Genomic DNA, 25014 nt, shown 5'->3' with positions numbered 1-25014 from the left:
ACTACGGGCGTCCGGTATCGCGCGCCTCGCCGGCGCCCCGCGCGTCCATGATCTCCCGCGCCGCACCCTCGACGACCGGCGCGATCGCGTCCGCCATGATCGCGTGCCCGCGCGCGGTCGGATGCACCTCGTCCTGCCACGGGTCCTCGCCCCGCCGCGTTGCCTCGGCCATCCGCGCGTGCGGATCGACCAGCGGATCGCCGTTTTGGCTCGCGTACGCATAAAGCCGGTCGAGATACGGCATGAACGCCACGACGTCCTCCCGCGCCGGAACCCGGTCCGTTTGCGCAAAGCGGTTCGCGGGCGTGCGGGACGCGGGGACGATCCACACCGGACGCGCGCCGGACTCGCGGATCGATCGCCCCAGCCCCTCGATGTCGCGCGCGAACGTGTCGGCCATGCGTCGCTCATCGTCGGCGTCGAGGCCGACTTCGGCCGCCTGCTCGAGATGCGTCTTGAGCCGGCGCGCCAGCGGGCCACGCAGCAAATTTCTCATCGCGGCATACAGGGGAACGCGCCGCAACAAACGGCGCGCTCGCGACGGCGGCGCGGGACTCCATGCGCCACCGGCCTCGAAGACCTTCCGCGCGGCGTCGAATTCCACAAGGACGGCCGGCTGCGTGTAAACGAGCACGAGATCCGCCCGAAACGCACGCCATTTCGTATCGAACAGGATACGGTGCTGCAAAATCGACGTCCCCGGAACGCCGGCGTTGATCGTCTCCCACGGCCCGAGCGCCGCGAGCCGGCGCGCAAGCCGCGTCGTGTACGCCGCCGCGAGCGGAACCCGATAGCCATAGGTGGTCGAGTCGCCGACCGACAACAGACGCCACGACCCCGCCGGCTTTTCGACGCGCGGGGCGGGGCCGCGCAATCCCAGGTTGTTCAGGTTTTCGTCGCCGGCAAACGGAGCGTGAGACCCCGGGTAGAGCTCCAGGGCGACGGCGAACGGATCCTTGAATATTCCCTCGGCCGGAATTTCGTGGAGCCCGAACGCGGCGACCAAGGCGTTCATCATCGCGAACGCCAGCACGGCGGCGATAACGGCGAAAAGGATCGGCCGCCGGCGCGCCGTCACGGCGACGGTTCCGCGGTGACGACCGCCGGCGCGTGTTCGCCGCCGCCGCGCATGATCCTTTCCGCCTCGCCAAGGACGACGGGCGCCATCGCCTCGGCGAGAATTTCGTGCCCGCGGGCGGTCGGGTGCACGAAATCCTGCAACAGATCCTCGCCGTTTTTCCTCGCGGAAACGAGTGACGGATACGGATCCACCACGGGATCGCCGTGTTCGCCGGCGTACGCGAAAAGCGCGCCTAAAAAAGGCAGCGCGGCAAGCAGGTCGTGCCGCGTGGGCGGGCGGTCCAGGTTCGCGAGCGGCTCCAGCGGATGGCTTGAGGCGATGATCGACCACACCGGCCGCGCCCCCGCGCGCCGGATCGCGGCGCCAAGGCCCGCAAGATCGCGCGCCAGTCCTTGCGCGATCCGCGCGTTCCTGTTTTCGCCGCCGGACATTTCGAGCGCCTGTTCGATGTGCGTTTTCATGCGCCGCGTCATCGGTCCGCGAAGCGCGCGGCGAAGCGCGGCGTACACCGGCACGCGACGAATAATCCGGCGCGCGGCCGACGGCGCGTCGGGCGCCCACGCGCCCTCGCGGTCGAGCGCGTCGCGCACGACCTCGAATTCGTCAGCGACGTTCGCCGAGACGTACACCAGCACGATGTCCGGCGACAGATCGCGAAGCCTGGCGTCGAAGAGGATACGATGCTGCACGATGGCGGTGCCGGGAACGCCCGCATTGATCGCCTCCCACGGCCCGAGCGCCGCGAGCTTCTCGCCAAGGCGGTGGGTGTAGGTTTCCCTGGCCGCGACGCCCGATCCGAACGTGGAGGAATCGCCGATGGACACAAGCCGCCAGGTTCCCGGCGGCTTCCGCGTCGCGACGTCGCCGCCCCGAAATCCGTAATTGTTCACGCGGTCGAATTCCGCGAACGGAATGCTCGCGCCGGGAGCCAGTTCAAGCGCGACGGCGAATGGATCCTTGTAGAAGGCGCCCGACGGCTCGCGATGAAGTCCGAAAAGTGCGATCGCGGCGTTCACGAGCAAGAACGCGATGGCCACGGCCGCCGCGGCGAACACGCGGCGCCGGTTTCGCGTCTTCACGCCGGGTCTCCCGCCGCGGGCGCCTCGCGGCTCACACCGACTTTTCGGCCTGGGGTTCGCCCGGCCGCGCGACGATGGTGTTGCCCGTCATCTTGACGATGCGCGGCTTGCCGCCAACGAGCCTCAGCGTGAAGACCGCCTCGGTTTTGGAGCGCAGCGCCATACCGCCGGCGGTCGCCGTCTCGACGACGGTCTGCGACACGCGCGCATCCTCGCCGTCCGTTTCCACCTGCTGCCCTTCGATGGCGTAGCTGTACGCGTCGAACTTGCTTGCATTGCGTTCCGCGGTGTCGAGATATTCCTTCGCCGCGACGCGCCGCGGCTCCTCGCGCCCGAAACGGATTTCGACTTCGGCATCGCTCGCGTAAATCTTGCGCATCGCCGCGAAATCGCGCGCGTTCGCCGCCTCCTCCAGCCGATCCATGAGCTTGGCGATCTGCTCGCTCGACGGCGGCGCGGCCGGTCCGGGATCGGGCGTTTTCGCGCATGCGGCGCCAAAAAGCGCGGCAAGCGTCAGCAGGATGAAAAGGATTCGGCGCAAGGAATTCTCCGGGAAAGGACGCGACGACTCTATTCCAGGTCGATGTCGATGAGTAGCCCGCCGGCCTCGTCGCGCACCGAGCGCTCGGGCGCGAAGCCCGTCATCACCCCGTCGAGAAGCGCCGAGCCCGTTCGTCGCGTGGAAACGTAGACCTGCCCGCCGGCGGGCGCGCCGACACTCGTCGCCAGATCGTCGAGGCGGCGGATCCGGATATCCTCGCCGTCGCGAATGAAGATCGCCGCCGGAACGATGCGAAGAAAAACCTTTTCGCCGGCGACCGACGGCGTGACGAGAAGAGCGCCTTGCGCCGTTCCGGTCCGGAGATCCTCCACGAACGGCAGCCGACCGAAAGCGCCCGCGGACAGCGTGTCGGCGCGGACCGGATCGCCAAGGCGCACCAGCACCTCGCCGCCCGCCCGCACCTTGTAAGTCGAGGTGGCCGCCTGCGAGGAGGAATGCACGCGCACCGTCGCGCCGCGCGCGCGGTACGCATCCTCGCCGGTCTTCGCGGCGGACAGATCGGCAACGCGCCAGACGCCGTCCGCCGTTTGTTCGTCGATGCGAACGCCGGCCGCTTCGAGCGCCGGCGGCGACGCGCGCGTGACGCGCAAAACGACCCACGGCGCGGGTCTGTCGAGCGCGGCGATGAGACGCTCGATATCCGCGACGTTCTCATCGGTGTCGCTGACGATGATCGCGTTTCGCGCGGTGTCGACCTCGGCGCGTCCCTCGTTCGAGAGCATCGCACGGACCTTCGGAAGGAAATCTTGAGCCGGTGCCGACGTAATGGCGATGACACGGCTCGCGGCCCACGCCACCGGCGCAAAAAACGCCGCGATAACCAACGTCAACGCCAAAATCGCGAATCTGCGTCGATTTTTCACTTTGCGTCCGCCTTGACCCATTGAAAAACGTTCGCGCGGTAGGCAAGAATAACACGAATGGGGGTTGATAGCCCTTAAATCCAATCGATTCGTTTGAAAAGTAGTTCAAGGACGTCAAACCACTCGTGATCCATACGCTCGAACATCGCGCCGCCATTCGGAGCAAGGTCTCCAAGGCCGTGCATCCGGCGAAGCTGCTTTCGGGGTTCTTGAAAGCCCGAAAGACCGGCGAGCTGATCTTCCGTGAGGGTGCGTCGGAACGCACGCTCTTTTTGCGCAACGGCTGCATCGTTTACCCCACGGCCCGCATCCTCGAAAAAACGGAGTTCGGCGATTACCTCGTTTCGCGCGGCATTCTGACCGCGCGCGAAAACCGCGGCTTCCGAAACCGCGCGAAAGAACGCGGCGAGGCCCCCTACGATCTGATGGTCGAAGATCGCATCCTCACGCGCGCGGAACTCGAAGAACATCGGGTCAAATTCGACGAGGAAACGCTTTCGGACGTTTTTTCCATGACGATGGGCGAATTCGCTTTTGTCGAGTGCGACATCGACGTGCCGGATTCCGAAGTCTCCACCGCGAAGACCGCGTCGGCGATCGTCGACGGCATCGTGCGCCACTACAACACGCTGATGATCTCCGACCGTCTCATCCGCCGGCTGAAGACGCCGCTGCGCATGAACCCGCACGGTTTCATCGACGCCGAGGAGTTGCGCAAGGTTCCGGTCGTCGCGCGCTTCCTCGCGGAGATTCGCGACGATCGCCCGCTCAAGGACGTCATCACGAACGCCGGCCTGAATTCGACCGAGGGCCTGGCCGTCTGCTTCGGCCTTTTGACGCTGGATGTGCTCAAATTCATCGTGCCGCCCGCGAAAAGACGCGAGATCGCCCGCGCGCGAAAGGCGCGCCGCCGCAACGATCCGTTCGAGAAGCTCTACAAGGAAGCGCTCGCGAGCGTCGAGCAGATCCACGAGCGCTTCAAGGACGAGCCGCGTCTGTCGGAGATGGACGTGCCCGTCGGCACGACCAACGAGGAGATTTTCCGCGAACTCGGCATCGGCGCGGACGCGCCCCGCGAGCTGCGCGAGCGCGTCGCGCGCCTTCTGGATCTCAAACGCCAGCGCCGCGCGATGCTGGACGAAGAGGGCGCGGCCGGCGAGGACGCCGTGGCGACGATCGCCCCCGGCGCCGGGGGGGAAGCCGACGCCGCGGACGACGAGACGGGGCTCGGTGGTGCCGGACTCGATCTGGGCGGCGAGGACGACGAGGACATCGGCCACGAGATCGCCGAAGACTTCGACGCCGGTTTCGGAGCGGACGAGTCGTTCACCGATTTCGTCGATGACCAGACAAACCCGATGGACGACTACGGCATCGGCGATCCGACGCAGGTGCACTTCAGCCCGGAAGAGCCCGACGACACCGTGTACAACGCGCTGCGGACCTACAGCGACGAAGGGCGATGGGATATCGCCAACGCCGCGTTCGAGGAATTGAAGCGGCGCGGATCGACGGACGCCGGCGTGCTCGCGTACGGCGGCTGGGTGAAATACCACCTCTCGAACGCGGATCCGTTCGGCGTCGCCTCCGCGTTGATCCAGGAAGCGATCAACGCGCAGCCGGCGCACGACGTGCCCTACCTCATCATGGGCAAGCTCTACTTCGAGGAAGGCGACAAGGGAATGGCCGAGCTCTACCTCGTGAAAGCCGTCGAAAAAAACTCCGACTGCTACGAAGCCAAGGACCTGGTCAAGAAGATCTACGAAACACGGTAGTTTCGCGTTGGCGTCGCGGCGTCAGGGCCGCGCCCCGGCATCGTCGTCCGGGCTGCATTTCAGGGCCGCAAACGAAGTCCCGCCGAAGCGAAAGCGAAGGCGGACGGAGTGCGCGGTCGATACCGCCTTGGCATGACCGCTGTGTTTCGCGACGACGTCAGGGCCGCAAACGCAGTCCCGCTTCGAGCGGGACGGAGTGCGCGGTCGATACCGCCTTGGCATGACCGCTGTTTTTCCGAAGCAGGCGCGATGCCTGCGCTACCGGCGCAGAGCCGCGCGCCGTCAAATTCGCTCGAACCGCCCTTGGAAAAACCGCAGCTTCTCGGGCTCGTACGTGAAACGCAATCCGCGGATCGACGCGCGGCGATCGTAAAGATCGGCGACGCTCTCCCACGTCACGTCCATGTGCGCCTGCGTGTAGACGCGGCGCGGAATCGTGAGACGCACGAGTTCGAGCGCGGGGCGATAGTTTTCGCCCGGAGCCTTTCTCCCGGCCGAGACGTTGCCGCGCTCCATCGCACGCACGCCGGACTCGATGTACAGCTCCGCGGCTAGCGCCTGCGCGGGGTATTCGTCCTGGTCGATGTGCGGCAGGAATTCCTTCGCGTTCAGATACACCGCGTGACCGCCGATCGGACGCACGATCGGGATGCCGTGGTCGATCAGCTTTTGCCCCAGGTATTCGACCTGCCCCACGCGCGCACGCATGTGGTCGTATTCGATCGACTCGCGGATGCCCTGCGCGAGCGCGAGCATGTCGCGGCCGGCCATGCCGCCGTACGTGTGCAGACCCTCGTAGATGACCACCATCTCCCGCGCCTTCTGCGCGATCGCGTCGTCGTTGACGGCGAGGAACCCGCCGATGTTCACGAGGTGGTCCTTCTTGCTGCTGATCGTGCAACCGTCGGAGTAGGAGCAGATCTCTTTCAGGATCGCGGCGATCGTGCGGTCCTGCTGACCCTCCTCTTTCGTCTTGATGAAATACGCGTTTTCCACAAGGCGCGTCGCGTCGAGCATCACGAGCACGCCGTTCCTTTGGCACAGCTCGTACACCTCGCGGAAGTTCGCGAGGCTCGCGGGCTGGCCGCCGGCCATGTTGACGTTCCCCTCGAAGCTCACGTACGGCACGCGGTCCGCGCCGTATTCGTTGATGACCGCCTCGAGCTTGCCCAGGTCGATGTTACCCTTGAACGGCGAAAGGTCGTCCGGGTCGTGCGCTTCGTCCACGATCACGTCCACGAACTTTCCGCCGGCGAGCTCCTGGTGGATTTTCGTCGTCGTGAAATACATGTTCCCCGGCACGATGTCGCCCGGCTTGATGAGGATCTGCGAGAGGATGTGTTCGGCGCCGCGGCCCTGGTGCGTCGGAATGACGTGCGCGTAGCCGTAGACCTCCTGAATCGTCTCGACCATCTCGTAGAAGCTCTTGGAGCCGGCGTACGCCTCGTCGCCGAGCATCATCTTGGACCACTGCATGTCGCTCATGGCGCTCGTGCCGGAGTCGGTCAGAAGGTCGATGTAAACGTCCTCCGAACGCAGAAGGAACGTGTTGAAACCGGCCTCGGCGATCGCCTCCTCGCGGAAGGTGCGCGTGGTCATCTTGATGGGCTCGACGACCTTGATGCGGAAAGGCTCCGCCCAGCTACGGCGTTGAATCGTGGCCATGGATTTCCTCTCGTCGGGGGGCTTGCGGTGCGTTGCGCGATCCGAATTACCGCGCGAGCGCGGATATGGCAAGCGATGGTGCCGCCCCTTGCGGTGTTTTGGTCCTTTCGTCAGCCTGATCGTTTCCGCGCGCGTTTTTGGCGGGTATCGTGCGTTTTCGCGGGTTTTGGCCGCGAGGTGTGCATTTCGCGCCCGCGGCGAGAGGGAATGTTTTGAACGTCGACAAGGAAATCAAGCGCGCGTTCCGGCCGCTCGAGCCGTTCCGCGAGTTTTTCGAGACGGAATCGCTTGGCGGGTTGTTCCTTTTGATCGCGACGATCGTCGCGCTCATCCTTGCCAACTCGGAGTGGAGCGGCGCCTACGAGCACGCGCGGCACCTCGATCTGCGCCTTGGCGCGGGCGACGGGGCGGCCTCGATGTCGCTTCTGCACCTCATCAACGACGGGCTGATGGCGGTGTTCTTTTTTGTCGTCGGCCTGGAGATCAAGCGCGAGCTTCTGATCGGCGAGCTCTCCAGCCCGCGCAAGGCGATGCTGCCGGCGGTCGCCGCCGCGGGCGGCATGCTCGCGCCCGCGCTCATCTTCGTCGCGTTCAACACCGGCGAGCCGACGATCCGCGGCTGGGGCGTGCCGACGGCCACCGACATCGCGTTCGCGCTCGGCGTCACCGCGCTGCTCAAAAACCGCGTGCCCGACGCGCTGCGCGTTTTTCTGGTCGCGCTTGCGATCGTGGACGACCTGGGCGCCATTCTCATCATCGCGATCTTTTACAGCGAGAGTCTGTCCATGCCCGCTCTCGCGGCGGCGGCCGGCGTTTTCGCGCTGATGGTGATCGCCAACCGCATGCGCGTTCGCCCTATGGCGGTATTCGCGTTTCTCGGCGCCCTGCTGTGGCTCGCCTTCTTGCAATCGGGCATCCACGCGACGATCGCGGGCGTCGCCGCGGCGATGACGATCCCCGCGCGCCCACGCCTTGGCATCGAGGAATGTCACGAGCGCGTGCGCGGCATTCTCGAACGGCTCGGCAGGCTCGCGACCGAGCCCGCGTCGAAACAGCGCCGCCAGCGCGAGGCCGACGAGATCCACGCGCTCGAGTCCGTCGGTCATCAGGCGAATTCGCCGCTGGCGACGATCGAGCATCGTCTGAATCCCGTCGTCATGTTCGCGATCATGCCGCTTTTCGCGCTCGCCAACGCGGGCGTGGAGCTTTCCAGCCGTGCGATGGCGTCGCTTGGCGATCCGGTCGCGCTCGGCATCTTTTTCGGGCTGTGGATCGGCAAGCCCGCCGGCATCCTCCTGCTGTCCTGGATGGCGGTGAAGGCGCGCGTGGCCGATCTGCCGGGCGGCGCGAACTGGCGCCAGATGGCGGGCGCGGGGTGCCTGGCGGGCATCGGATTCACGATGTCCCTTTTCATCGCGGCGCTGGCGTTCGGCGAAAGCGCCGAGCTTGGCGTCGCTAAATTCGCGATTCTCCTGGCCTCGCTTGCGGCCGGCATCACGGGTACGATTCTGCTTCTGAAGCGCAACCCCGGGGATGCCGACGCGTGACGCATTCGCCGTTCCTCTACGACCTTCTCGTCATCGTCGTGGCCGCCGTCATCGCGGCGGCGCTGGTGCGCAAGGTGCATTTCCCCACCGTCGCGGGCCTTCTGCTCGCCGGTGCGCTCGTGGGGCCGTATGGGCTTGCCCTGACAAGCGACGTCGAGCGCATCAACCAGCTTGCCGAGATCGGCGTCATCCTGCTGCTGTTCACGATCGGGCTCGAGCTGTCGCTCTCGCGCCTCGCGAAAAACGCGCGCCTGGTGCTAGCCGGAGGCGGCATGCAGGTGGCGTTCACGATTCTCGCCGTGGCGGTGCTTGCTGCGTTCGCGGGGCTTTCGACGCGGCGGGCGATCTTCTTCGGCTTCCTGTTCGCGCTCTCGTCCACCGCGATCGTGTTGCGCGTGCTGATGGAGCGCTCCGAGCTCGACGCGCCGCACGGTCGGATGATCCTGTCGGTATTGATCTTCCAGGACCTGTGCGTCGTGCCGATGATGCTCCTGACGCCGATCCTCGGCGGGCAGACGGGCGACAGCGTGGGGCTATCGGTGGCGATCGCTCTCGCCAAGGCGGCCATCGTCGTCGCGGCGACGGTCCTCGTCGCGCGCGTCGTCATCCCGCCGATCTTCGCGCGCGTCGACGCCACGCGAAGCCGCGAGGTCTTCGTGCTCGCGGTCATCGGCGTGTGCGCGGGCGCGGCCTACGCCACCGAATACGCCGGCATGTCGCTTGCGCTCGGGGCGTTTCTGGCGGGGCTCATGCTCTCGGACACGGAATACGGCCATCGCGCGATGACGGACGTCCTGCCGCTGCGCGACGTCTTCCTTTCCGTGTTCTTCGTCTCCATGGGCATGCTGATGGACGTGCGTCTGTTCGCGACGCGGCCGGTCGCCGTCGCCGCGATGCTCGCGGGCTTTCTGCTTCTCAAGGGCGCGATCGCGGGCATCATCGCGCTGGCGTCCGGCGCCGCGCCGCGCACGTCCTGGCTGACCGCCGTGGGCCTCGCGCAGTTCGGCGAGTTCGGCTTCGTGCTCGCGGGCGCGGGGCACGCCGCGGGTCTCGCGGACACGGAGGACCTGCACCTGGTGCTGACCGCCGGCGTGCTGTCGATGTTCGCGACGCCGATCCTCATCGCCGCCGCGCCGCGCTTCGCGGGCGAGCGCCTGTTTTCGCGGCTCTCGCGCCTTTCGCGCGCGAAGGACTGGGACGAGACGCCGCCGCCCGCGCGGATCGCCGATCACGTCGTCATCGTGGGCTACGGCCTTGCGGGCCGGCACCTGGCGACCACCTTGCGCCGTGCGCGCACGCCATATCTGCTCTACGAGCTGAACGCGGAGACGGTGCGCCGCGCCCGGCGCGAGGGCGAGCCGATCCACTACGGCGACATCACGAGCCCGGAGACGATCCATAAGGCGGGCGCCGAACGCGCGCGGGCGGTCGTGCTGCTCATCAACGATCCGCAGGCCGCTCGCCGCGCGATTCACGCTATCCGCCACCATGCGCCGAAAACGCCGATCTTCGCCCGCGCGCGTTATGCCGTCGAGGCCGAGCACCTCTCGGCAATGGGCGCGTCCGAGGTGGTCATCGAGGAGGTCGAGGGCGCGCACGCGGTGGCGCGGTTGCTGATGGAGAGATTGACTGTTGTAAACGATGTCAACGAGAAATAGGGACTATGTTGCTCGCCTCAAATTTTGAACCGACTTCGTTATATATTAGCTTCACAGGCATGATAATCTCCATCAAGGCATGCCCTGTGCGCGAGACTTTCCGCTCGATCATAAATCTCTTCGGCATGCTGATCGATCTTTTCATCCAGCAATGTGGCGAATTTCAGGCAGGACCACCAGTCTCCACGCGCGCACCCCTGTCGGAACAAATCGAACGCTATCTCGAAATCCACCGGTAGCCCGTATCCGCTCGAGTACATTTCGGCAAGATTGCCACAACCGCGTCCGTACCCGGCGCCGCACGCCATTTCAAAGAAAAAGAACACGTCACCGCGCCCTTCATATACATTAGCCGACAACACGCCCAAATTCGAACATGCAATAAAGTCGCCCGTAAAACAGGCATATTCATATAAATCGACCGCCATATCCGAGCTAACCGGAATCCCAATGCCGTTTTCATAAAAGACACCCAGATTTCGACAAGCAAAATCCACTCCCATATTGCACGCGAACGTCGTATGATATAGTGCTAATTCGGTATCGAGATCCACTCCATCAGCAGAATAGTATTCCCAGCCCAAATTGGCACAAGCGACATAGTCGCCGCTTGAACATCCTATGCTATAAAAATTTGCCGCCCGTTCGTCATCACGAATCGGGCCATCATCGTAGATCGACCCAGCCATTCCACATGCTTGCGGGTGGCGCGCATGGCACAATGTCTCTAGCATGTCTGCATTGAGACGCAAATTTTCTTTGCTGTAACGTATATCAATAGGCAAGCTCTCGTTGTAGGCGCGTAACCTCTGCTTGCAAGCATCAAATGAATCGCGTTTACACGCCTCCGCGATATCATACCAGTCAACGGCAAATTTCACTGAAGGTGTTCTTGGTATGTCGTTTTTATAATAGTTGCTATCCGTATCAGTTGTCGTTCGTTTATCGCTCTTCGTTGCGGGAGTGTCATACGAGCGCCTTGTCGTAAAATATACAATGGCAGCGGCTACCAGAAAGACAAATAGGGATGCCAAGATCCCTGTGAATACAATCTTTCGAAGTTGCATTCGAAATTGCATTAGATCGATATTACTCCAAGCCAAGTAGCTGAAACACCGTTAACAGAGACGACGCAAGAGCATTTCTCGTTTTGCGATTAAAGCGGACATTCGTTCGATTCTGCAATAAATGAATAACATCAGGGATAAATTTAGTGCAACCTCCACCCCCTCCCAAATCTTCGTAATTATCTGGATCGTCGGTGCCATCATCGTCACCCTGATCGTCGTCATCATCGTCGCTATAATAGGCGCCAACGGATCCTATCCCAAGTTCATCAAGTTCCCCCCGATTGCCGCCAGCGCTGCCCATACCTTGTATTACGCCCGCAAGTAGGCGACCAATTTCGTTAGAAAGATCGATTCGGCCCAATCGCCCAACAAACGGGTCAACCTGAAAATTTGGCTGATCGATATTCGGGATACTCAGATCAGAGGCAACACCACCCATCAAACGTGGCACATATCGCCGCCCGCCCTGACGGGATGTCAAGCCCGGCACTGTTGCTTGGCTCATTTTTATAGGCACATACAGTTTCTTATAAGTCACGTTGCACCTCCCGTTCATTCTGTGGGGTTTATCGATAGTGAGTTTACTACTATCCTATCACGAGACAGCGTTCACCGCGCGCGGCCACAAATCGTTGCGCCGCAGGCATATTTTGATCTTCGCTCTTCGCGTTGAGTGTCAGGAATTCGAATTGCGAGGCACCGACCACCATCGATTGCGATTCCAGGACGACGCCAAGGTACTTCGGAGAAAGGACGCGATTGGCATTGTAGACGCGAACCTTTCCGATAGAAATCTCGTCAAGCAGGCCGAAGCCCTGCCAGATGCTCATCACCGACTTTCCGACAAGCTTGATGGCCTCGAAACTCGGGCGCGACAGATTCGTCCGGACCTCTGTCGTATAATAGTCGAACGATTCGTCCCACGGGCTGACAAGGAGATTTCCGCCCATCCAGCCGAGAATCCCGTGTTTGTATGGCTCAACAATGTAATTGTTGCCGATCAGGTTGAAATTCCCGCCGTGGCCCGCATACACGGCGACGTTGTTTCGCAAGAAATAGCAATTTTCGGCGTCCACGTTGGAATTGCCGAGACTCGCGATTCCTGTCGATTTCTCCTCATGCCGGCAGTACACGAATTTCACGCCGCTCGCGCTATTGATCAGTGTCAATTGCGCGAGGACGAATCCACTCGTGCCGATAATTTTGAATCCTCGAAATTCGACATGCCGGCAATCGCGAATGTCGAATTGCAGGGGCAGCTCGACCGGTTTGTCGTCGGCGGTGATATCGAAGGCGCCGGTTTCCGTGCTTTCGAACGGGCTGTACGTGTGCCCTTCGTAGTTGTCCTCATTCCAGACGACGGTCGAATTGTCCGTCGAGCGCGGCTCGAAGACGAGCTTGGCATCTTCGCCGATCGCCGAAATTCCGCGCATCTGAACATCGCCGGAAAAGGCCGCCGTGGCGTCCGCGGCGAGGTAGACCTTCGTCTCGCCTTCGACCGGACCCGTCAGGATATCGACCAAACCTTGAATGGTCTTCTTCGCCGTCGCCCACGAAAGCCCGTTGCCGGTGTCGTCAGGTCGATCCGGATTGATATAATAGGAGCCCGCCATACTTTTTCCCTCCAGGCGTGGCTCCGGAGGTCGTGGCTCCGGAGGTCGTGGCTGCACCGATATTTTCTCAAAATACCGCGTTCCCTGCCGAATGTCAACGGGAAAATCACGTCTCCGAAAAAGATTTTGTGACGACGCGGCAACAAATCGTTGCGTGCGGTGATAACGCGGTGCGTCATACTTTTCAAATACCGATTCATGCGTGTCGACATTTTGCCCATGATTCAAGCGGATAGATATTATATCCTCATACGGTGGATCAACACGTCAGGGTATAAGCAGGCGGGACGCCCGCGCTCCCGGGCCAATCGCTCGGCCGAGCTCAGGAGGTGTCCGGCATTCCCCATTCGCCATTCGCCATTCCCAATTTGAATCGCTCGCCACTCGTCACTCGTCACTCGACACTGCTATAGTGTGGCCCCGATTACCCCGACGGAGGTTCGCGCCCGTGCCCCGATTTCTGATTGCCATCCTTCTGGCCGCGTTTTTCGCAAGTGCCGTCGCCGGCTGCTCGTGCGGCGACGACGACGACGACGATGACGATTCCACCGATGACGACGCTGACGATGACGACGACGGCGATGACGACAGCGCGGATGACGATGCCGGCGACGACGATCTCGACGACGACGATTCGGATGACGACGCCGGTGACGATGACGTCGACGACGATTTCGACGACGACACCGCCGACGACGACACGGCGGATGACGACACGTCGGACGACGATACGGGCGATGATGACACCGGGGACGACGACACGGGCGACGACGACACCGGCGATGACGACACCGGCGACGACGACACGGTGAGCGACGGTCCGCTGTTCCCGATGGATCCGTGCATCGGTGATCCGCCCGACCCGGCGACGCCCGGGCCTTTTGCCACGACCGCGATGGAGTACGGCCACGACGGCGACCCCGACAAGCGCACGACGAACGTTCAGCCGTATGTTTTCGTTCTCGACTTCTACGTGCGTTTTGGCCGCGGCATCAAGCCGACGGCCGTGCCACTGCACGCGGTCGGCTACTACCCGAACGGCGCGGGGCCGTTTCCGGTCGTCCTCGTCGTTCATGGCAATCACGATCCGGCGGAGTTTTCCTATCCGGGCTACGACTACCTGACGAGCCACCTCGCGACGCACGGCTACATCGCGTTTTCGGTGGAGGAAGATTTCCTGAACGGCGCGTCCGGCGAAAATGACGCGCGCGGAATCGTGCTGCTGCGTCATCTGCAATTGTTTAGAGAGTGGAACGAGACGCCGACGCACCCGCTCTACCAGAAGATCGACCTGTCCCGCATCGGCCTGGCGGGGCATTCACGCGGCGGCGAAGCGGTCGTGGCGGCGCAGGATTTCAATACGACGCTGCACAACCCGAGCGACCCGCTGCACGATTTCGATTTCGACATCCGGGCGCTGTTCGCCATCGCTCCGGTGGACGGGCAGATCCTGTTCCAGAACTTCGTGCCGCGCGACGTGAACTACGCGATCATGCACGGATCGAATGACGGCGACGTGTCCGATTTCCAGGGCCACGCCACGTACGATCGCGCGTTGCCGGTGGGCGAGGAAACGACGGCCGCCAAGGCGCTGGCGTTCGTCTACGGCGCGAACCACGCGCACTGGAACACGGTGTGGTCGGCGGTGGGCGATCCGTACCCGCCGTCGTTTTCGGATCCCGCGCCGCTGTCCGGCCCGGACCAGCGCGCCATTGGCCTTAACTTCATCACGTCCTGGTTTTTGGCGTCGTTCGACGGCGAGACCTGTTACCGCAATTTCTTCGCCGGCGAGACGACGTACGGCTCGCTCCCCGGAACGATCGTGATGAACCAGCAGTTCCAGGGCCCGGAGCGGATGTGGTTTGACCACTACGAGGAAGACGCGAACAAGACGTCGGGCAGTCTTGCCGGCGCGACTAACAGCGCCACGACCTCGATATGGACGGAGTCGCCGCTCTACCCCGGCAGCTCACGCGGCGTGAGCGCGGGCTGGACGTCGGCGTCGGAATATCGAGTCGATCTGCCGGCGCTCGATGCGTCGGCCGACGACTTTGACGCACTCGTCTTCCGCGCCGCGACGGTGTATGAGGTCGCGGACAACTACAACACGTTCGACGCGGCGCAGGACTTTTCCGTGCGCGTCGTCGTGGACGGCGTGGAGCAGCCCGCGGTACCCGTGTCGGATTACGCCACGCTGACGTACCCCGCCCGCGTGAAATACGGCGCGTCCGACGGATCGAAAACGGTGCTGAACACCGTGCGCATCCCGCTCGCGGATCTGTCGGCCAGCCCGATCGTGGGCACGGATATCGAGGCGGTGATCTTCGAATTCGACGTCAACCCCAAGGGGCTGGTGTCGTTCGACGACATTCAGCTCGCGACGCCATGACCCCCGCCCGGGCGTGGAAAACGCGCCTGTACCGCGCCGCGCGCCGGCGCCGGGCAATACCCCTGGGCGCCGCGCTCGTGGCCGCGCTGCTGGTCGCGATGTGGCCCGCCGCGCCGGGAAAAGACGCGGACGGACAGGGTTTCGATGACGGCGGCGATGACGACGACACGCCGGCGCCGGGTCGCGGCGACGCCGCTCGCCTTCCGCCGCGCGTGGGTTATCACGGGGCCGATTACGACGCCATGTGCGGCTGGCTCGACGATTTTCGCGCGGGCGCGAATATCGACGAGACGGATTACCTGGGCGATTTTTCCGAGCTTTCCTGCGCCGTGAACGCGCATCGGTGCGTGCGGGGTTACGAGAAATTTCTCGATCGAAACAGGTCGCGCGCGCGCGAAATCACGCAGGCGCGGCTGGATGACATGTTGACTGTCCCGCCGCCGCTTTTCGTCAAGCTCCCGCGTCCAGACGTCCTCGCGAAGAAGCTCGCGAATCGCCTGAACATTGAGTTTCTCCTTGACCGGCTCGAACGAAGGCGAATGACGGTGGAGGTCGTTTCGACGCGCGTGGACGCCGATTCGTGCGAAAAGGAAATCCTCATCCTCGACGAGGATGTGGGCGCCTTTCGCGTCGTCATCCTCGCACCCCGGGATCCCGAAGAATTCCTTCCGGCCATCGTCGCGGCGCACGGGCACGGAGACAGCATCGAAATCTTTCGGACGGATTACGGCGGCGAAACGTACCCCGCGCACGGGTACCTCATCGCGATGGTCTCCGGCCGCGCGATGCTGGCCGACAAGGTCGAGTCCGACATCTCGAGGCGCCTCTTGCTCGCCGGCTTTTCGCTGCTGTCGTTGCATGTGTACGAGCAACTGCTGGCGCACCGGTACGTCGCGTCGCTCACGGCCGTCGAACCCGACCGCATCGGGCTGATCGGCCATTCCGGTGGCGCGGTCGTCGCGAACGTCACCGTGCGCGTGCGCCCCCGAGCCTTTCACGCCCTGGTGAGCGATTCCGACGCCAACTATCTCGATCGTGCGCCGAATGACCCCTACCAGAATTCGACCGTGCCCGCGATTTATGCGTACAGCGCCATCATCAATCAGTTTTCGACCGCGCCGCTTCACGTCCTCAGGCCGGCGTACGGCTTCGTCGATCCGCGCACCGGGACGTCGTTACTGTCCCAAATCTTTGAGTTCTGGGATAAATACCTGAATGTACGCAAGACAAACGGAGACGCATCATGACGCGCGCCCTCTCGATCATCGCCATCCTTTTCGTTCTCGCGGCCGGCGCCGCGCTTGCCGGCGACCGCGCGGACGCGGTCTCGATCACCGGATACGACATCGCGCGCGTGACGCTGCCCGAAGCCGTCACCGTGACGCGCGATGAAAAGCCCGTGACGTACACCGAAGGCTACGTCGTGCGCGTGAAGGGGACATTCCCGCGCGGCACGGCCGATACCGTCGAGCTGTCCGTCGGCGAAACGCGCATCGAGGAGTACGCGTCGTACCCCGGCGGCCTCTATTTCGTGGTGTTCGAGCGCTCGCGCCTCGACGCGATGAACGGCCAGGCGATTCGCTGGCGATTCGGCGCAACCGGAAAGACAACCGCGGTCACGATCGTGCCGTCGGGTTTTGCGCTTTCGACCCCCGTGCCACTCCGCGACGCGCTTACGCGCTGACGAGGCAGGAATTTGGAAACCACGAACGAAAATCAGAATCGCGACCTGGGCGACGCTCTGCAACGCCGCGCGTCTAAGGCGTCGATCCGGTCCATAGGGTCCATCATGTCCATTATGTCCATTCGGTCCATTTTCGTGTTGCTTCTGCTTGCGGCGCTGTCCATGGCCGCCGGCTGCTCGTGCGGCGACGACGACGACGATGACGACAACGACAATGTCTCTGACGACGACGCGGCCGACGACGACGAAGCGGATGGCGATGATGATGATGACGACGACGACGACGCGGGGGACGACGACTCGGTTTACGAGTGCGTCGACGAGGCGACGGTCGTCGAAAGCGACGAACCGGGCGCGCCGATCGACCGCGAGGCGCTCTACGCCTCGATCTGCCCGGACGCCACGGACCCGGCCGCGAACGTCGAGGCGCAATACGCGCTCGACGACGGCGTAAAAAAGGCCGGGCGCGGCGGGCTCGAACCCGGCGACATCGAGGCGATTCAGGTCATCGCGCCGCACCCGTTCCACGTCACGAGCGTCGATCTTTATTTCTTTGGCGGCTGCGGCGATGTGATCGTCCGCCTTTTGCCGGACGTGTGCGGATCCGAGCCGGATCGCTACGGCGATCTCATCACGCCGATCCGCCTTGCGATACCCGAGGAGGCGGGCTGGGTGCGCGTGGAGCTGCCGCCGCGCGATTTCTGGCGCTACCCCGCCGACAAGTTCTGGGTGGCTTACGAACACGTGACCGAGGAGCCGCTGCTCGGCGTGGATGGAACGGACAATTACCACCTGCGCAGTCGCTACTACAGCGCGGACTGGGCCGCCGCGAACGCGCCGTTCCAGTGGGGCGTCGCCGGGCATAACTACATGGTGCGGGCGAACGGCTACACCTTCTGCGAGAAGGAGTCGGAGACCTTCACCGACGTGACGACCGACATCGGCCTGCCGGGCGATCTGCATCGCCAGCGCACCGTGTGGGCGGACATCGACGGCGACGGCTGGGACGACATCGTGGTGTCGCGCGGCGGATACGACGAGGAAGGCTTCAGCGTGTACCACAACGACGAAGGGATGTTCGTCGATGTGACGGACGCCTCCGGCCTGAACGGCTACTACGCCGGCTTTTCCGTCTGGGCCGATTTCGACAACGACGGCGACATCGACGTGTACCTCGGCGTCAACACGCCCGTGACGGACGCGGTCGACGCGCCGTCCACCGTGCTGTTGAACGACGGCACGGGCGTGTTCACCGAAAAGGAATCGAACGGGGTGGACGTGATGTTCGAGGGCGACCGACCCAGCACGTCGGCCGCCGCGGCCGCGGATTACAACGGCGACGGCGTCGTGGACCTCTACGTCGGCAACTGGCTCGTGGAGTATCCGAATATCCCGTCGTTCCCCGACGTGCTCTTCGCGGGCAACGGCGACGGCACGTTCACCGACGTGACCGACGCATCGGCGATCGGCGTGCTCGCCGGGCGTCCCACCTACGGCGTGACATGGACGGACTACAACAACGACGGACTCGCCGATATCTTCGTGTCCGAATACGGCCGCGTGAAAAACGTGTTCTGGGAAAACCAGGGCGACGGCACCTTCGTGAACGTGGCGGACGACGCGAACCTGGATTCGCCGCGCGGCAACCGCCCCGGCAACACCTTCGCGTCGGACTTCGGCGACATTGACAACGACGGCGACCTCGACGCGTACCTCGCGGAGATCAGCCACCCGCGCTACCAGCCGTCGAGCGAGCCGAGCAGCATGAATCTCAACTCCGGTGCGCCGGATTTTTTCTACACGGAGGTCACCGACGCGCTCGGCTTCACGTGCGACGAGGGCGAGATCGACGTGTCGTTCGTCGATTTCGACAACGACGGCCGGCTCGACGTGTTCCTGTCCGATCTCTACGAAGGGCACTACGGCCGCCTCTATCGCCAACTCGATGACGGCACGTTCATGGACGTCACGTATTGGGCCGGCATCGAGATGCACGACTGCACGAACCACGCCTGGGGAGATTTCGACCGCGACGGCGATCTCGACCTGCTCGTCACGCGCCGGTCCGGCGGATTCGTCACGCACGTCTTCCGCAACGACGTGGGGCAGGACAATAATTGGGCGACGTTCCGCCTGACCGGCGTGACCTCGAACCGCTCCGCGTGCGGCGCGCGCGTCACGCTTGTCGCGGGCGACCTGACGCAAATCCGCGAGGTGCAGTGCGCCAAGGGCCACGCCAGCAGCACGCCGTCCTTGCCGGTCGAATTCGGCCTGGGGGACAAGACGACGATCGACGAGGTTAAGGTGCTCTGGCCCGGCGGCGCCGAACAGTCGTGGGACGACCCGCCGGTGAAGCGTTTCATCGACCTGACCGAGGATGTCGCCGCATTCGATTACTACGACGATTAGGAAAGGAAATGGCGAGTGGCGAACGGAAATGCAATCCCGGCGGTACACGGAGAGCGCCGCGAAGAAACAGAGGACACCCAGGAAAACGAATACTTTTGAACGCCGAGGCGCGCTGATATGTCCATCATGTCCATTCGGTCCATTCGGTCCATCTCGTCCATAACCGCGTTACTGCTGATGTTCGCGCTGCCCGGTTGCACCTGCGGCGATGACGACGATGCGGACGCGCCCGACGACGACACCGCTTCCGATGATGACGACGCCTCCGGCGACGACGATACCTCCGATGACGACGACACCTCCGATGACGACGATACCTCCGATGATGACACCACCGCCGACGACGATTCCACTTCGGACGACGACACGGCCGACGATGACACCGCGGACGACGACACGGCGGACGACGACACCGGCGACGACGACACCGGCGACGACGACACGGCAGGATGCGTTGATCTCGATCTGGACGGATATGAGGATGAAGCGTGCGGCGGCGAGGACTGCGACGACGGCGATCCGGATATCAACCCGGCCGCGTACGACATCTGCGGCGATGACGCCGACAACGATTGCGACGGCACGAAGGACAATCCGCCAAACGACGGCCCCACGCTCGACACGTTCCACTTCGGCTTCAGTCAGTCCAATCCCGCGAATCAGGCCGAGTGGGCGCCGCAAATCGGGATGAATGCCTCGCGCATCGGCATCAGCCAGAAATACGTGTTCCCGGAGATCACCGACATCACGATCACGCTCGACGACGTGCTCGCGCACCCGGAGTGGATCGACGATCTGCTCGACAACGCCGACTGGACGACGGCGGATAGCGTTGTCGCGCCGATCGTCAACGCGGGCCTGACGCCGTGGAGCATTGTCGGCCACGGCTACAGCGGGCAGCAGGCGAAGTATCAGGGCGACGCCGCGTATCCCGACCTGATCGGCCGCGACGCGTATCTCGCGTACATGTACATGTCCACGCGCGCTACCGTGGAGCGCTACGACGGCGACGGATACAAGGACTCGCCGGACGGTTACGTCATCAAACACTGGCAGCTCGAAAACGAACTGAACCAGGCCTTCCTGACCGCCGCGTGGGGATGGCGCGAACCGGGCTGGCTTGCGGCGATCGGCTCGTTGTGGATGGACTGGGACTTCGTCACGGATCTGCTCATCACGCTCAATCGCGCGGTGCACGACGCCGACCCGGACGCCATCACGACGCAGAACCTCCACACCGACGTGCACCCGGACATCAGCCGGCTGCTGTTTCAGCCGTCCTGGATCGAAGCGGCGACGCTCTGGCGCGATCACATGGATATCGTCGCGTTCGACGCGTATCCGAACTACTACGTCGCTTCGCCACTGTACGCCGCGGAGCTCGCCGACCGCACGGCGGCGATGCGCGAGGCTAGCTGCGGCAAGCCGCTCATGATCATGGAGATCGGCTACCCCACCGGCCCCGGGGAGCTTGGCTACACGGAAGCGCTCCAGGCGCAGTTTATCGACGAGGCCTTCCACGCGGCCTACAGCGAGGGCATCGTCGGGTTTCTCTACTTCGGGCTGCAAACAACCGACACGCACGGCATCGACATCACCGGCGAGGACGCACAAAACCTCGCGCGGCTCGGCACATGGTGGCACGACGGCGACGCGCTGCTGCTCGTGCTGTGGGCGATCATGAATATCGACTACATCGACGCGCACTTCCTCGATGTCGTCAAAGCCGTCGAAACCTACTGGGGCGTCGTCCGCCCCGACGATTCGACCAAGCCCGGCTACGACGAACTGGTCGCCATCGCGAACGAATTGGCGGGGAGATAGGCGGTAAGACCAAACGGCGCGCCATCGACTCAAGGCGTTGCCATACACACGAATTGTGTGTATGGTGAACGCCGTCGATGCACGAGGAGACGATGGAGATGAACGTTCGAATCAATGTCACATTGCCGGAATCCACGGTTCGGATGCTGGATCGCGTCGCTCCGAAGGGCGAACGCAGTGCACTCATCGACGCGGCCGTACGCCAGTACGTTGAGAAAAAAGGCCGGGCTACCTTGAGAAAACTGCTGAAAGAAGGCGCGATTGTCCACGCCAAGCGCGACCTTGAAATCGCTGAGGAATGGGCATCGTTGGACACGGATGAACGATGAATGCGCCGCGACGGAAATCCAATCCGAAACGCGGCGAGATTTACCTGACAGATTTTGACCCGACTCGAAGCGCGGAAATCCAGAAGAAGCGCCCCGCTCTGATCATTCAAAACGATCTATCGAACGAATACAGTCCAATAACCATCGTCGCGCCGATCACGTCGCGCTTTAACGAGCGGTTGTATCCGACAGAAGTATTCGTCGCCGCGGGCGGCGGCGGATTGACGGCGGATTCGGTCGTTTTGTTAAATCAGATTCGAGCGATGGACAAACGCCGTTTGATCCGGCGCCTTGGCGCCCTTGAGCCACGCACGATGAAGGACGTGGATCGGGCGCTGACGATCAGCCTCGCGCTGATCGACCTCTAAAGTAGAGGCGCGGCGCTATTGTCATCCCGCGCTAATGTCATCCTGAGCGAAGCGAAGGATCTCCGTGGCGGTGGCAAGGGGCGAGCTAGATCCTTCGCTTCGCTCAGGATGACGTCTCGCGAACGATGACGTCGCGCGAGCAATGATGTCGTGCAAGGACGACGACCCGGTCACTCCGTGTCCTCCGTGTCTTCCCCGTGTTCTCCGTGTTCCGCCGAATTGCGATTCTGCGATTTCATTCGCCATTCGACACTCGCAACTCGGCACTATTCCTGCGTCATCACCTGCGAGCGTGGCGGCAGCGCCGACCGGATGCCCGATCGATTTTCCACCTCGCCCTTCTTCGGGTCGAGCACGCGAAGCGGCGGGCCGTAATTGTTGGTGCCGGCCAGCACCTGTTTCACCCAGTCGCCCGGCTGGCAGTCGTGCAGGCGTTTTTTGACGCCTTCGTCGAACGCGCCTTCCTTCGGGCCCATGTGCCCTTCCCGCGCGCGATCGAGCTGATCGATGATGCTGTCTTCCCAGCTCTTCTTGTTGGTCTTTCCGCCCTTGGACATTTCACCCCCCTTTTGAACGGGTACGATAACATCGGTAGCACGCCGGGGAGAAGTCCGGGTACGAGCAACGCGCGATCCGCGTGCCCGATCTCCTCTTTCCTCTTTCCTGCTTCCCGTTTCCTATTTCCTATTTCCCGATTTCCCCCTACCCTTGCGCGCGTTCAGGGGGACACCGTGCCGGAAAAGATGAAAGCCATTGCCAAGACCGGCCCCGAGGCGGGCGCGGCCATGATCGAAACCGACATCCCGCGCGTCGGGCCGCGCGACGTTCTCGTCAAGGTGCGCGCCACGTCGATCTGCGGGACGGATCTGCACATCTACAATTGGGACGACTGGGCCAAGGCGCGCGTGCCCGTGCCGATGGTGTTCGGCCACGAGTTCACCGGCGAGGTCGTCGAGCGCGGCGCGGACGTGACCGAAATCGCCATCGGCGACCGCGTCAGCGCGGAAACGCACATCGTCTGCGGCGTGTGTTACCAGTGCCGCATCGGCGCCAAGCACATCTGCGAAAACACCAGCATCATCGGCGTCGACCGCCCAGGCTGCTACGCGGAATATATCTCGATCCCCGCGAAAAACGCCTGGAAAAACAGCCCCGACATGCCCGATGAGATCGCCTCCATCCAGGAGCCGCTCGGCAACAGCGTGTTCGCCGTGACCGAGGGTTCGGTTGTCACCGGCAAGGTCGTCGCCATCTTCGGCATGGGCCCGTTCGGGCAGATGGCGATCGCGGTCGCCAAGGCCTACGGCGCGGCGCACATCATCGCGGTCGAGCCCCAACCCTACCGGCGCGACATGGCCACGCGCATGGGCGCGGACTACGTTATCGATCCCTCGACGGAAAACGTGGTCGAGCGCGTCAAGGCGCTGGTCGGCGGCCCGCACGTGGACATCGTGGTCGACATGAGCGGAACGCAGGCCGCGATCCGCGACGGTTTCGCGGTGCTGACAAACGGCGGTCGCTTCACGTTTTTCGGCCTGCCCTCAAAGCGCATCGATCTGGACCTGGCTAACGACATCATCTTCAAAGGCGCGAACGTCATCGGCATCTCCGGCCGCAAGATCTGGCAGACCTGGTACACGGTGAAAGAGATGCTCGAAACCGGCCGCCTTGCCATTCGCCCGGTCATCACGCACATCATTCCCTTCGAGAAATTCGAGGACGGCTTCGCGCTCATGCGTTCGGGCGAGTGCGGCAAGGTGGTGATGAAGGTGGTGGGGTAGGAAAGAGGAAACAGGAAATAGAAAATAGTGGAATCGCAAATTGCCGGTGCGATCGTTCAACCGAAATCGGCAAGCCTCTCGTTTTTTCGGCACGTTGCCGAACCACCGCGTCTCGCAAGACGACTTTTCTATTTCCTGTTTCCTGTTTCCTCGGCCCGCTTGTCCCCGATGAACGTGGCATCGCCACCCGCGGTCTGTTAAGATCAGCCGGTTTGGGCGGGTAGCTCAGTTGGTAGAGCAACGGCCTTACACGCCGTGGGTCGCAGGTTCGAGCCCTGTTCCGCCTAACGCGGCCCCGCCGGCGGGGTCCAATCGCGTATGGCCGCGGGTGCGCGGCCGAATTCCGGGTTGACGCGGGAAAAACATGCGGATCGAAATATTCACCTCCGGCATCTTCAAGGCGAACAGTTACGTCGTCGGGCCGGAAACCGGGCGCGATGCGCTCGTCATCGACCCGGGCGGAAACGTGCGCCCGATTCTCGCGTTCATCCGCGGCGAAAATCTACGCGTGGTCGGCATCCTCAACACGCACGCCGACGCCGATCACTGCACGGGCAACGCGGCGCTGAAACGTGCGACGGGCGCGCCGATCCTGATCCACGAGGCCGACGCGGATCGGCTGACCAGGTTCTCGTTTCTTGCGATCGCGCACGGACGCCTGACGCTCTCGCCGCCGGCCGATCGGCGTCTTGCCGACGGCGATACCGTGGCCGTGGGGCCTTACGATTTCGAGATCATCCATACGCCGGGGCACACGCCCGGCGGCATCTGCCTGAAGTACAAAAAGGCGCTGTTTACCGGCGATACCTTGATGGCCGGGTCGATCGGAAACACCGACCGGGGCCGCGCCTCGTGGGAAAAGCTCGCCGAGTCCATTCTCGAACGCCTGTTCGTGCTGTCGGACGACGTGCAGGTCTATCCCGGCCACGGCCCGCGCACGAACATCGGCCGCGAGCGACACGCCAACATCTTCGTGCGCCATCATCCCGACAAGATCGAAAAGTGGCTTCTCGACGCGATGAGCCGCGAGTTGAAAGAATCGACGGAGAAGTGAAGGCGACAGGCAACCGGCAACCGGCGACACGCCGGCGAACGCACCGCATCGCGATTGCGATACTGGCCGCGCTGTGTCTATTCGCGAGCGCGTGCGGGCGCGATCCCGACAAGGTTCTGCTGTTCGATGTTTTCGGGCTGATCGACGAATTTTACCTGACCTCGGTCACCCCGCGCGATCTCGTCGAAAACGCGCTGGTCGGCATGCAGAAATCGCTCGCCGCGCAAGCCGCGGCGACGATCGCGGTCACGGCCGGCGCGGGC

General features: G+C 63.3%; 22 protein-coding genes and 1 tRNA gene. 14 read left to right on the top strand and 9 right to left on the bottom strand.

Going from position 1 to position 25014, the window contains the following annotated elements; translation table 11 throughout:
- Position 1: 1 nt before the first annotated feature.
- Genes K8I61_17740 through K8I61_17725 form a run of 4 tightly spaced genes read right to left on the bottom strand, consistent with a single transcriptional unit; the run spans position 2 to position 3552 of the window.
- A complete protein-coding gene (locus K8I61_17740) occupies positions 2-1078 on the bottom strand; it encodes an SGNH/GDSL hydrolase family protein (GenBank protein ID MBZ0273885.1) in 1077 nt (358 codons plus the stop codon).
- Positions 1075-2160, bottom strand: a complete 1086-nt coding sequence (locus tag K8I61_17735) for a hypothetical protein (protein MBZ0273884.1) — start codon at positions 2158-2160, stop codon at positions 1075-1077. The genes K8I61_17740 and K8I61_17735 overlap by 4 nt, the downstream gene beginning before the upstream one ends.
- A gap of 31 nt (positions 2161-2191) precedes the next feature.
- Positions 2192-2701: a DUF4440 domain-containing protein gene (locus tag K8I61_17730; protein ID MBZ0273883.1), complete on the bottom strand. Its 510-nt coding sequence runs from the start codon at positions 2699-2701 to the stop codon at positions 2192-2194.
- Between the two features lie 29 nt (positions 2702-2730).
- Positions 2731-3552: a hypothetical protein gene (locus tag K8I61_17725; protein MBZ0273882.1), complete on the bottom strand. Its 822-nt coding sequence runs from the start codon at positions 3550-3552 to the stop codon at positions 2731-2733.
- Between the two features lie 158 nt (positions 3553-3710).
- Here K8I61_17725 and K8I61_17720 point away from each other — a divergent pair, with 158 nt between their 5' ends.
- Entirely contained in the window at positions 3711-5360 is a 1650-nt protein-coding gene (locus tag K8I61_17720; protein MBZ0273881.1) for a DUF4388 domain-containing protein, read from the top strand.
- Between the two features lie 282 nt (positions 5361-5642).
- On the opposite strand, the gene K8I61_17715 is transcribed toward K8I61_17720, so the two are convergent.
- Positions 5643-7025 (bottom strand): tyrosine phenol-lyase, encoded by a 1383-nt coding sequence (locus tag K8I61_17715; protein ID MBZ0273880.1) that lies wholly within the window; start codon positions 7023-7025, stop codon positions 5643-5645.
- Between the two features lie 212 nt (positions 7026-7237).
- Here K8I61_17715 and nhaA point away from each other — a divergent pair, with 212 nt between their 5' ends.
- Complete coding sequence (nhaA, locus tag K8I61_17710; GenBank protein MBZ0273879.1) at positions 7238-8572, top strand: Na+/H+ antiporter NhaA; 1335 nt, start codon at positions 7238-7240, stop codon at positions 8570-8572.
- Positions 8569-10230 carry a cation:proton antiporter gene (locus K8I61_17705; protein MBZ0273878.1) on the top strand — a complete coding sequence of 554 codons (1662 nt, stop codon included), beginning with the start codon at positions 8569-8571 and terminating at the stop codon, positions 10228-10230. The genes nhaA and K8I61_17705 overlap by 4 nt, the downstream gene beginning before the upstream one ends.
- A gap of 38 nt (positions 10231-10268) precedes the next feature.
- Here the strand turns inward: K8I61_17705 and K8I61_17700 are convergent, their stop codons facing one another.
- From K8I61_17700 to K8I61_17690, 3 genes are all read right to left on the bottom strand, one after another.
- Entirely contained in the window at positions 10269-11111 is an 843-nt protein-coding gene (locus K8I61_17700) for a sel1 repeat family protein (protein MBZ0273877.1), read from the bottom strand.
- Between the two features lie 208 nt (positions 11112-11319).
- Positions 11320-11838 carry a hypothetical protein gene (locus K8I61_17695; GenBank protein ID MBZ0273876.1) on the bottom strand — a complete coding sequence of 173 codons (519 nt, stop codon included), beginning with the start codon at positions 11836-11838 and terminating at the stop codon, positions 11320-11322.
- Positions 11839-11887: 49 nt separating this feature from the next.
- Complete coding sequence (locus K8I61_17690; GenBank protein MBZ0273875.1) at positions 11888-13141, bottom strand: right-handed parallel beta-helix repeat-containing protein; 1254 nt, start codon at positions 13139-13141, stop codon at positions 11888-11890.
- Between the two features lie 220 nt (positions 13142-13361).
- On the opposite strand from K8I61_17690, the gene K8I61_17685 reads away from it, so the two are divergent.
- From K8I61_17685 to K8I61_17655, 7 genes are all read left to right on the top strand, one after another.
- Entirely contained in the window at positions 13362-15302 is a 1941-nt protein-coding gene (locus tag K8I61_17685) for a hypothetical protein (protein MBZ0273874.1), read from the top strand.
- The gene (locus K8I61_17680; protein MBZ0273873.1) at positions 15299-16549 is read left to right on the top strand and encodes a S9 family peptidase; all 1251 of its coding nucleotides are present in this window, start codon (positions 15299-15301) and stop codon (positions 16547-16549) included. The genes K8I61_17685 and K8I61_17680 overlap by 4 nt, the downstream gene beginning before the upstream one ends.
- Complete coding sequence (locus K8I61_17675; protein ID MBZ0273872.1) at positions 16546-16986, top strand: hypothetical protein; 441 nt, start codon at positions 16546-16548, stop codon at positions 16984-16986. Before K8I61_17680 ends, K8I61_17675 begins: the two co-directional genes overlap by 4 nt.
- 105 nt (positions 16987-17091) lie before the next feature.
- A complete protein-coding gene (locus tag K8I61_17670) occupies positions 17092-19395 on the top strand; it encodes a CRTAC1 family protein (protein MBZ0273871.1) in 2304 nt (767 codons plus the stop codon).
- Between the two features lie 126 nt (positions 19396-19521).
- A complete protein-coding gene (locus tag K8I61_17665; GenBank protein MBZ0273870.1) occupies positions 19522-21219 on the top strand; it encodes a hypothetical protein in 1698 nt (565 codons plus the stop codon).
- 98 nt (positions 21220-21317) lie between these two features.
- Entirely contained in the window at positions 21318-21548 is a 231-nt protein-coding gene (locus K8I61_17660) for a ribbon-helix-helix domain-containing protein (GenBank protein MBZ0273869.1), read from the top strand.
- Complete coding sequence (locus tag K8I61_17655) at positions 21545-21916, top strand: type II toxin-antitoxin system PemK/MazF family toxin (GenBank protein MBZ0273868.1); 372 nt, start codon at positions 21545-21547, stop codon at positions 21914-21916. Before K8I61_17660 ends, K8I61_17655 begins: the two co-directional genes overlap by 4 nt.
- A gap of 266 nt (positions 21917-22182) precedes the next feature.
- Here the strand turns inward: K8I61_17655 and K8I61_17650 are convergent, their stop codons facing one another.
- Entirely contained in the window at positions 22183-22473 is a 291-nt protein-coding gene (locus K8I61_17650; protein ID MBZ0273867.1) for a hypothetical protein, read from the bottom strand.
- A gap of 186 nt (positions 22474-22659) precedes the next feature.
- On the opposite strand from K8I61_17650, the gene tdh reads away from it, so the two are divergent.
- The 4 genes from tdh to K8I61_17630 all read left to right on the top strand — a co-directional run.
- On the top strand, positions 22660-23697 hold the full coding sequence (gene tdh, locus K8I61_17645) for an L-threonine 3-dehydrogenase (protein ID MBZ0273866.1): 1038 nt from the start codon (positions 22660-22662) through the stop codon (positions 23695-23697).
- Between the two features lie 214 nt (positions 23698-23911).
- A tRNA-Val gene (locus K8I61_17640) sits at positions 23912-23984 on the top strand.
- Between the two features lie 77 nt (positions 23985-24061).
- Entirely contained in the window at positions 24062-24751 is a 690-nt protein-coding gene (locus tag K8I61_17635; protein ID MBZ0273865.1) for an MBL fold metallo-hydrolase, read from the top strand.
- A partial coding sequence (locus K8I61_17630; protein MBZ0273864.1) for a hypothetical protein occupies positions 24748-25014 on the top strand: 267 nt, incomplete at its 3' end. The genes K8I61_17635 and K8I61_17630, both read left to right, overlap by 4 nt.

Source organism: bacterium, from assembly GCA_019912885.1.
Lineage (GTDB): Bacteria > Lernaellota > Lernaellaia > JACKCT01 > JACKCT01 > JAIOHV01.
This window is presented reverse-complemented; position numbering and strand designations above follow the sequence as displayed.

Bases quoted from the DNA above. Each gene is read 5' to 3' on its own strand.
- K8I61_17715 (MBZ0273880.1), bottom strand. From the start codon at position 7,025: ATGGCCACGATTCAACGCCGTAGCTGGGCGGAGCCTTTCCGCATCAAG.
- K8I61_17680 (MBZ0273873.1), top strand. From the start codon at position 15,299: ATGACCCCCGCCCGGGCGTGGAAAACGCGCCTGTACCGCGCCGCGCGC.
- K8I61_17675 (MBZ0273872.1), top strand. From the start codon at position 16,546: ATGACGCGCGCCCTCTCGATCATCGCCATCCTTTTCGTTCTCGCGGCC.
- K8I61_17670 (MBZ0273871.1), top strand. From the start codon at position 17,092: ATGTCCATTATGTCCATTCGGTCCATTTTCGTGTTGCTTCTGCTTGCG.
- K8I61_17665 (MBZ0273870.1), top strand. From the start codon at position 19,522: ATGTCCATTCGGTCCATTCGGTCCATCTCGTCCATAACCGCGTTACTG.
- K8I61_17660 (MBZ0273869.1), top strand. From the start codon at position 21,318: ATGAACGTTCGAATCAATGTCACATTGCCGGAATCCACGGTTCGGATG.
- K8I61_17655 (MBZ0273868.1), top strand. From the start codon at position 21,545: ATGAATGCGCCGCGACGGAAATCCAATCCGAAACGCGGCGAGATTTAC.
- K8I61_17650 (MBZ0273867.1), bottom strand. From the start codon at position 22,473: ATGTCCAAGGGCGGAAAGACCAACAAGAAGAGCTGGGAAGACAGCATC.
- tdh (MBZ0273866.1), top strand. From the start codon at position 22,660: ATGAAAGCCATTGCCAAGACCGGCCCCGAGGCGGGCGCGGCCATGATC.
- K8I61_17635 (MBZ0273865.1), top strand. From the start codon at position 24,062: ATGCGGATCGAAATATTCACCTCCGGCATCTTCAAGGCGAACAGTTAC.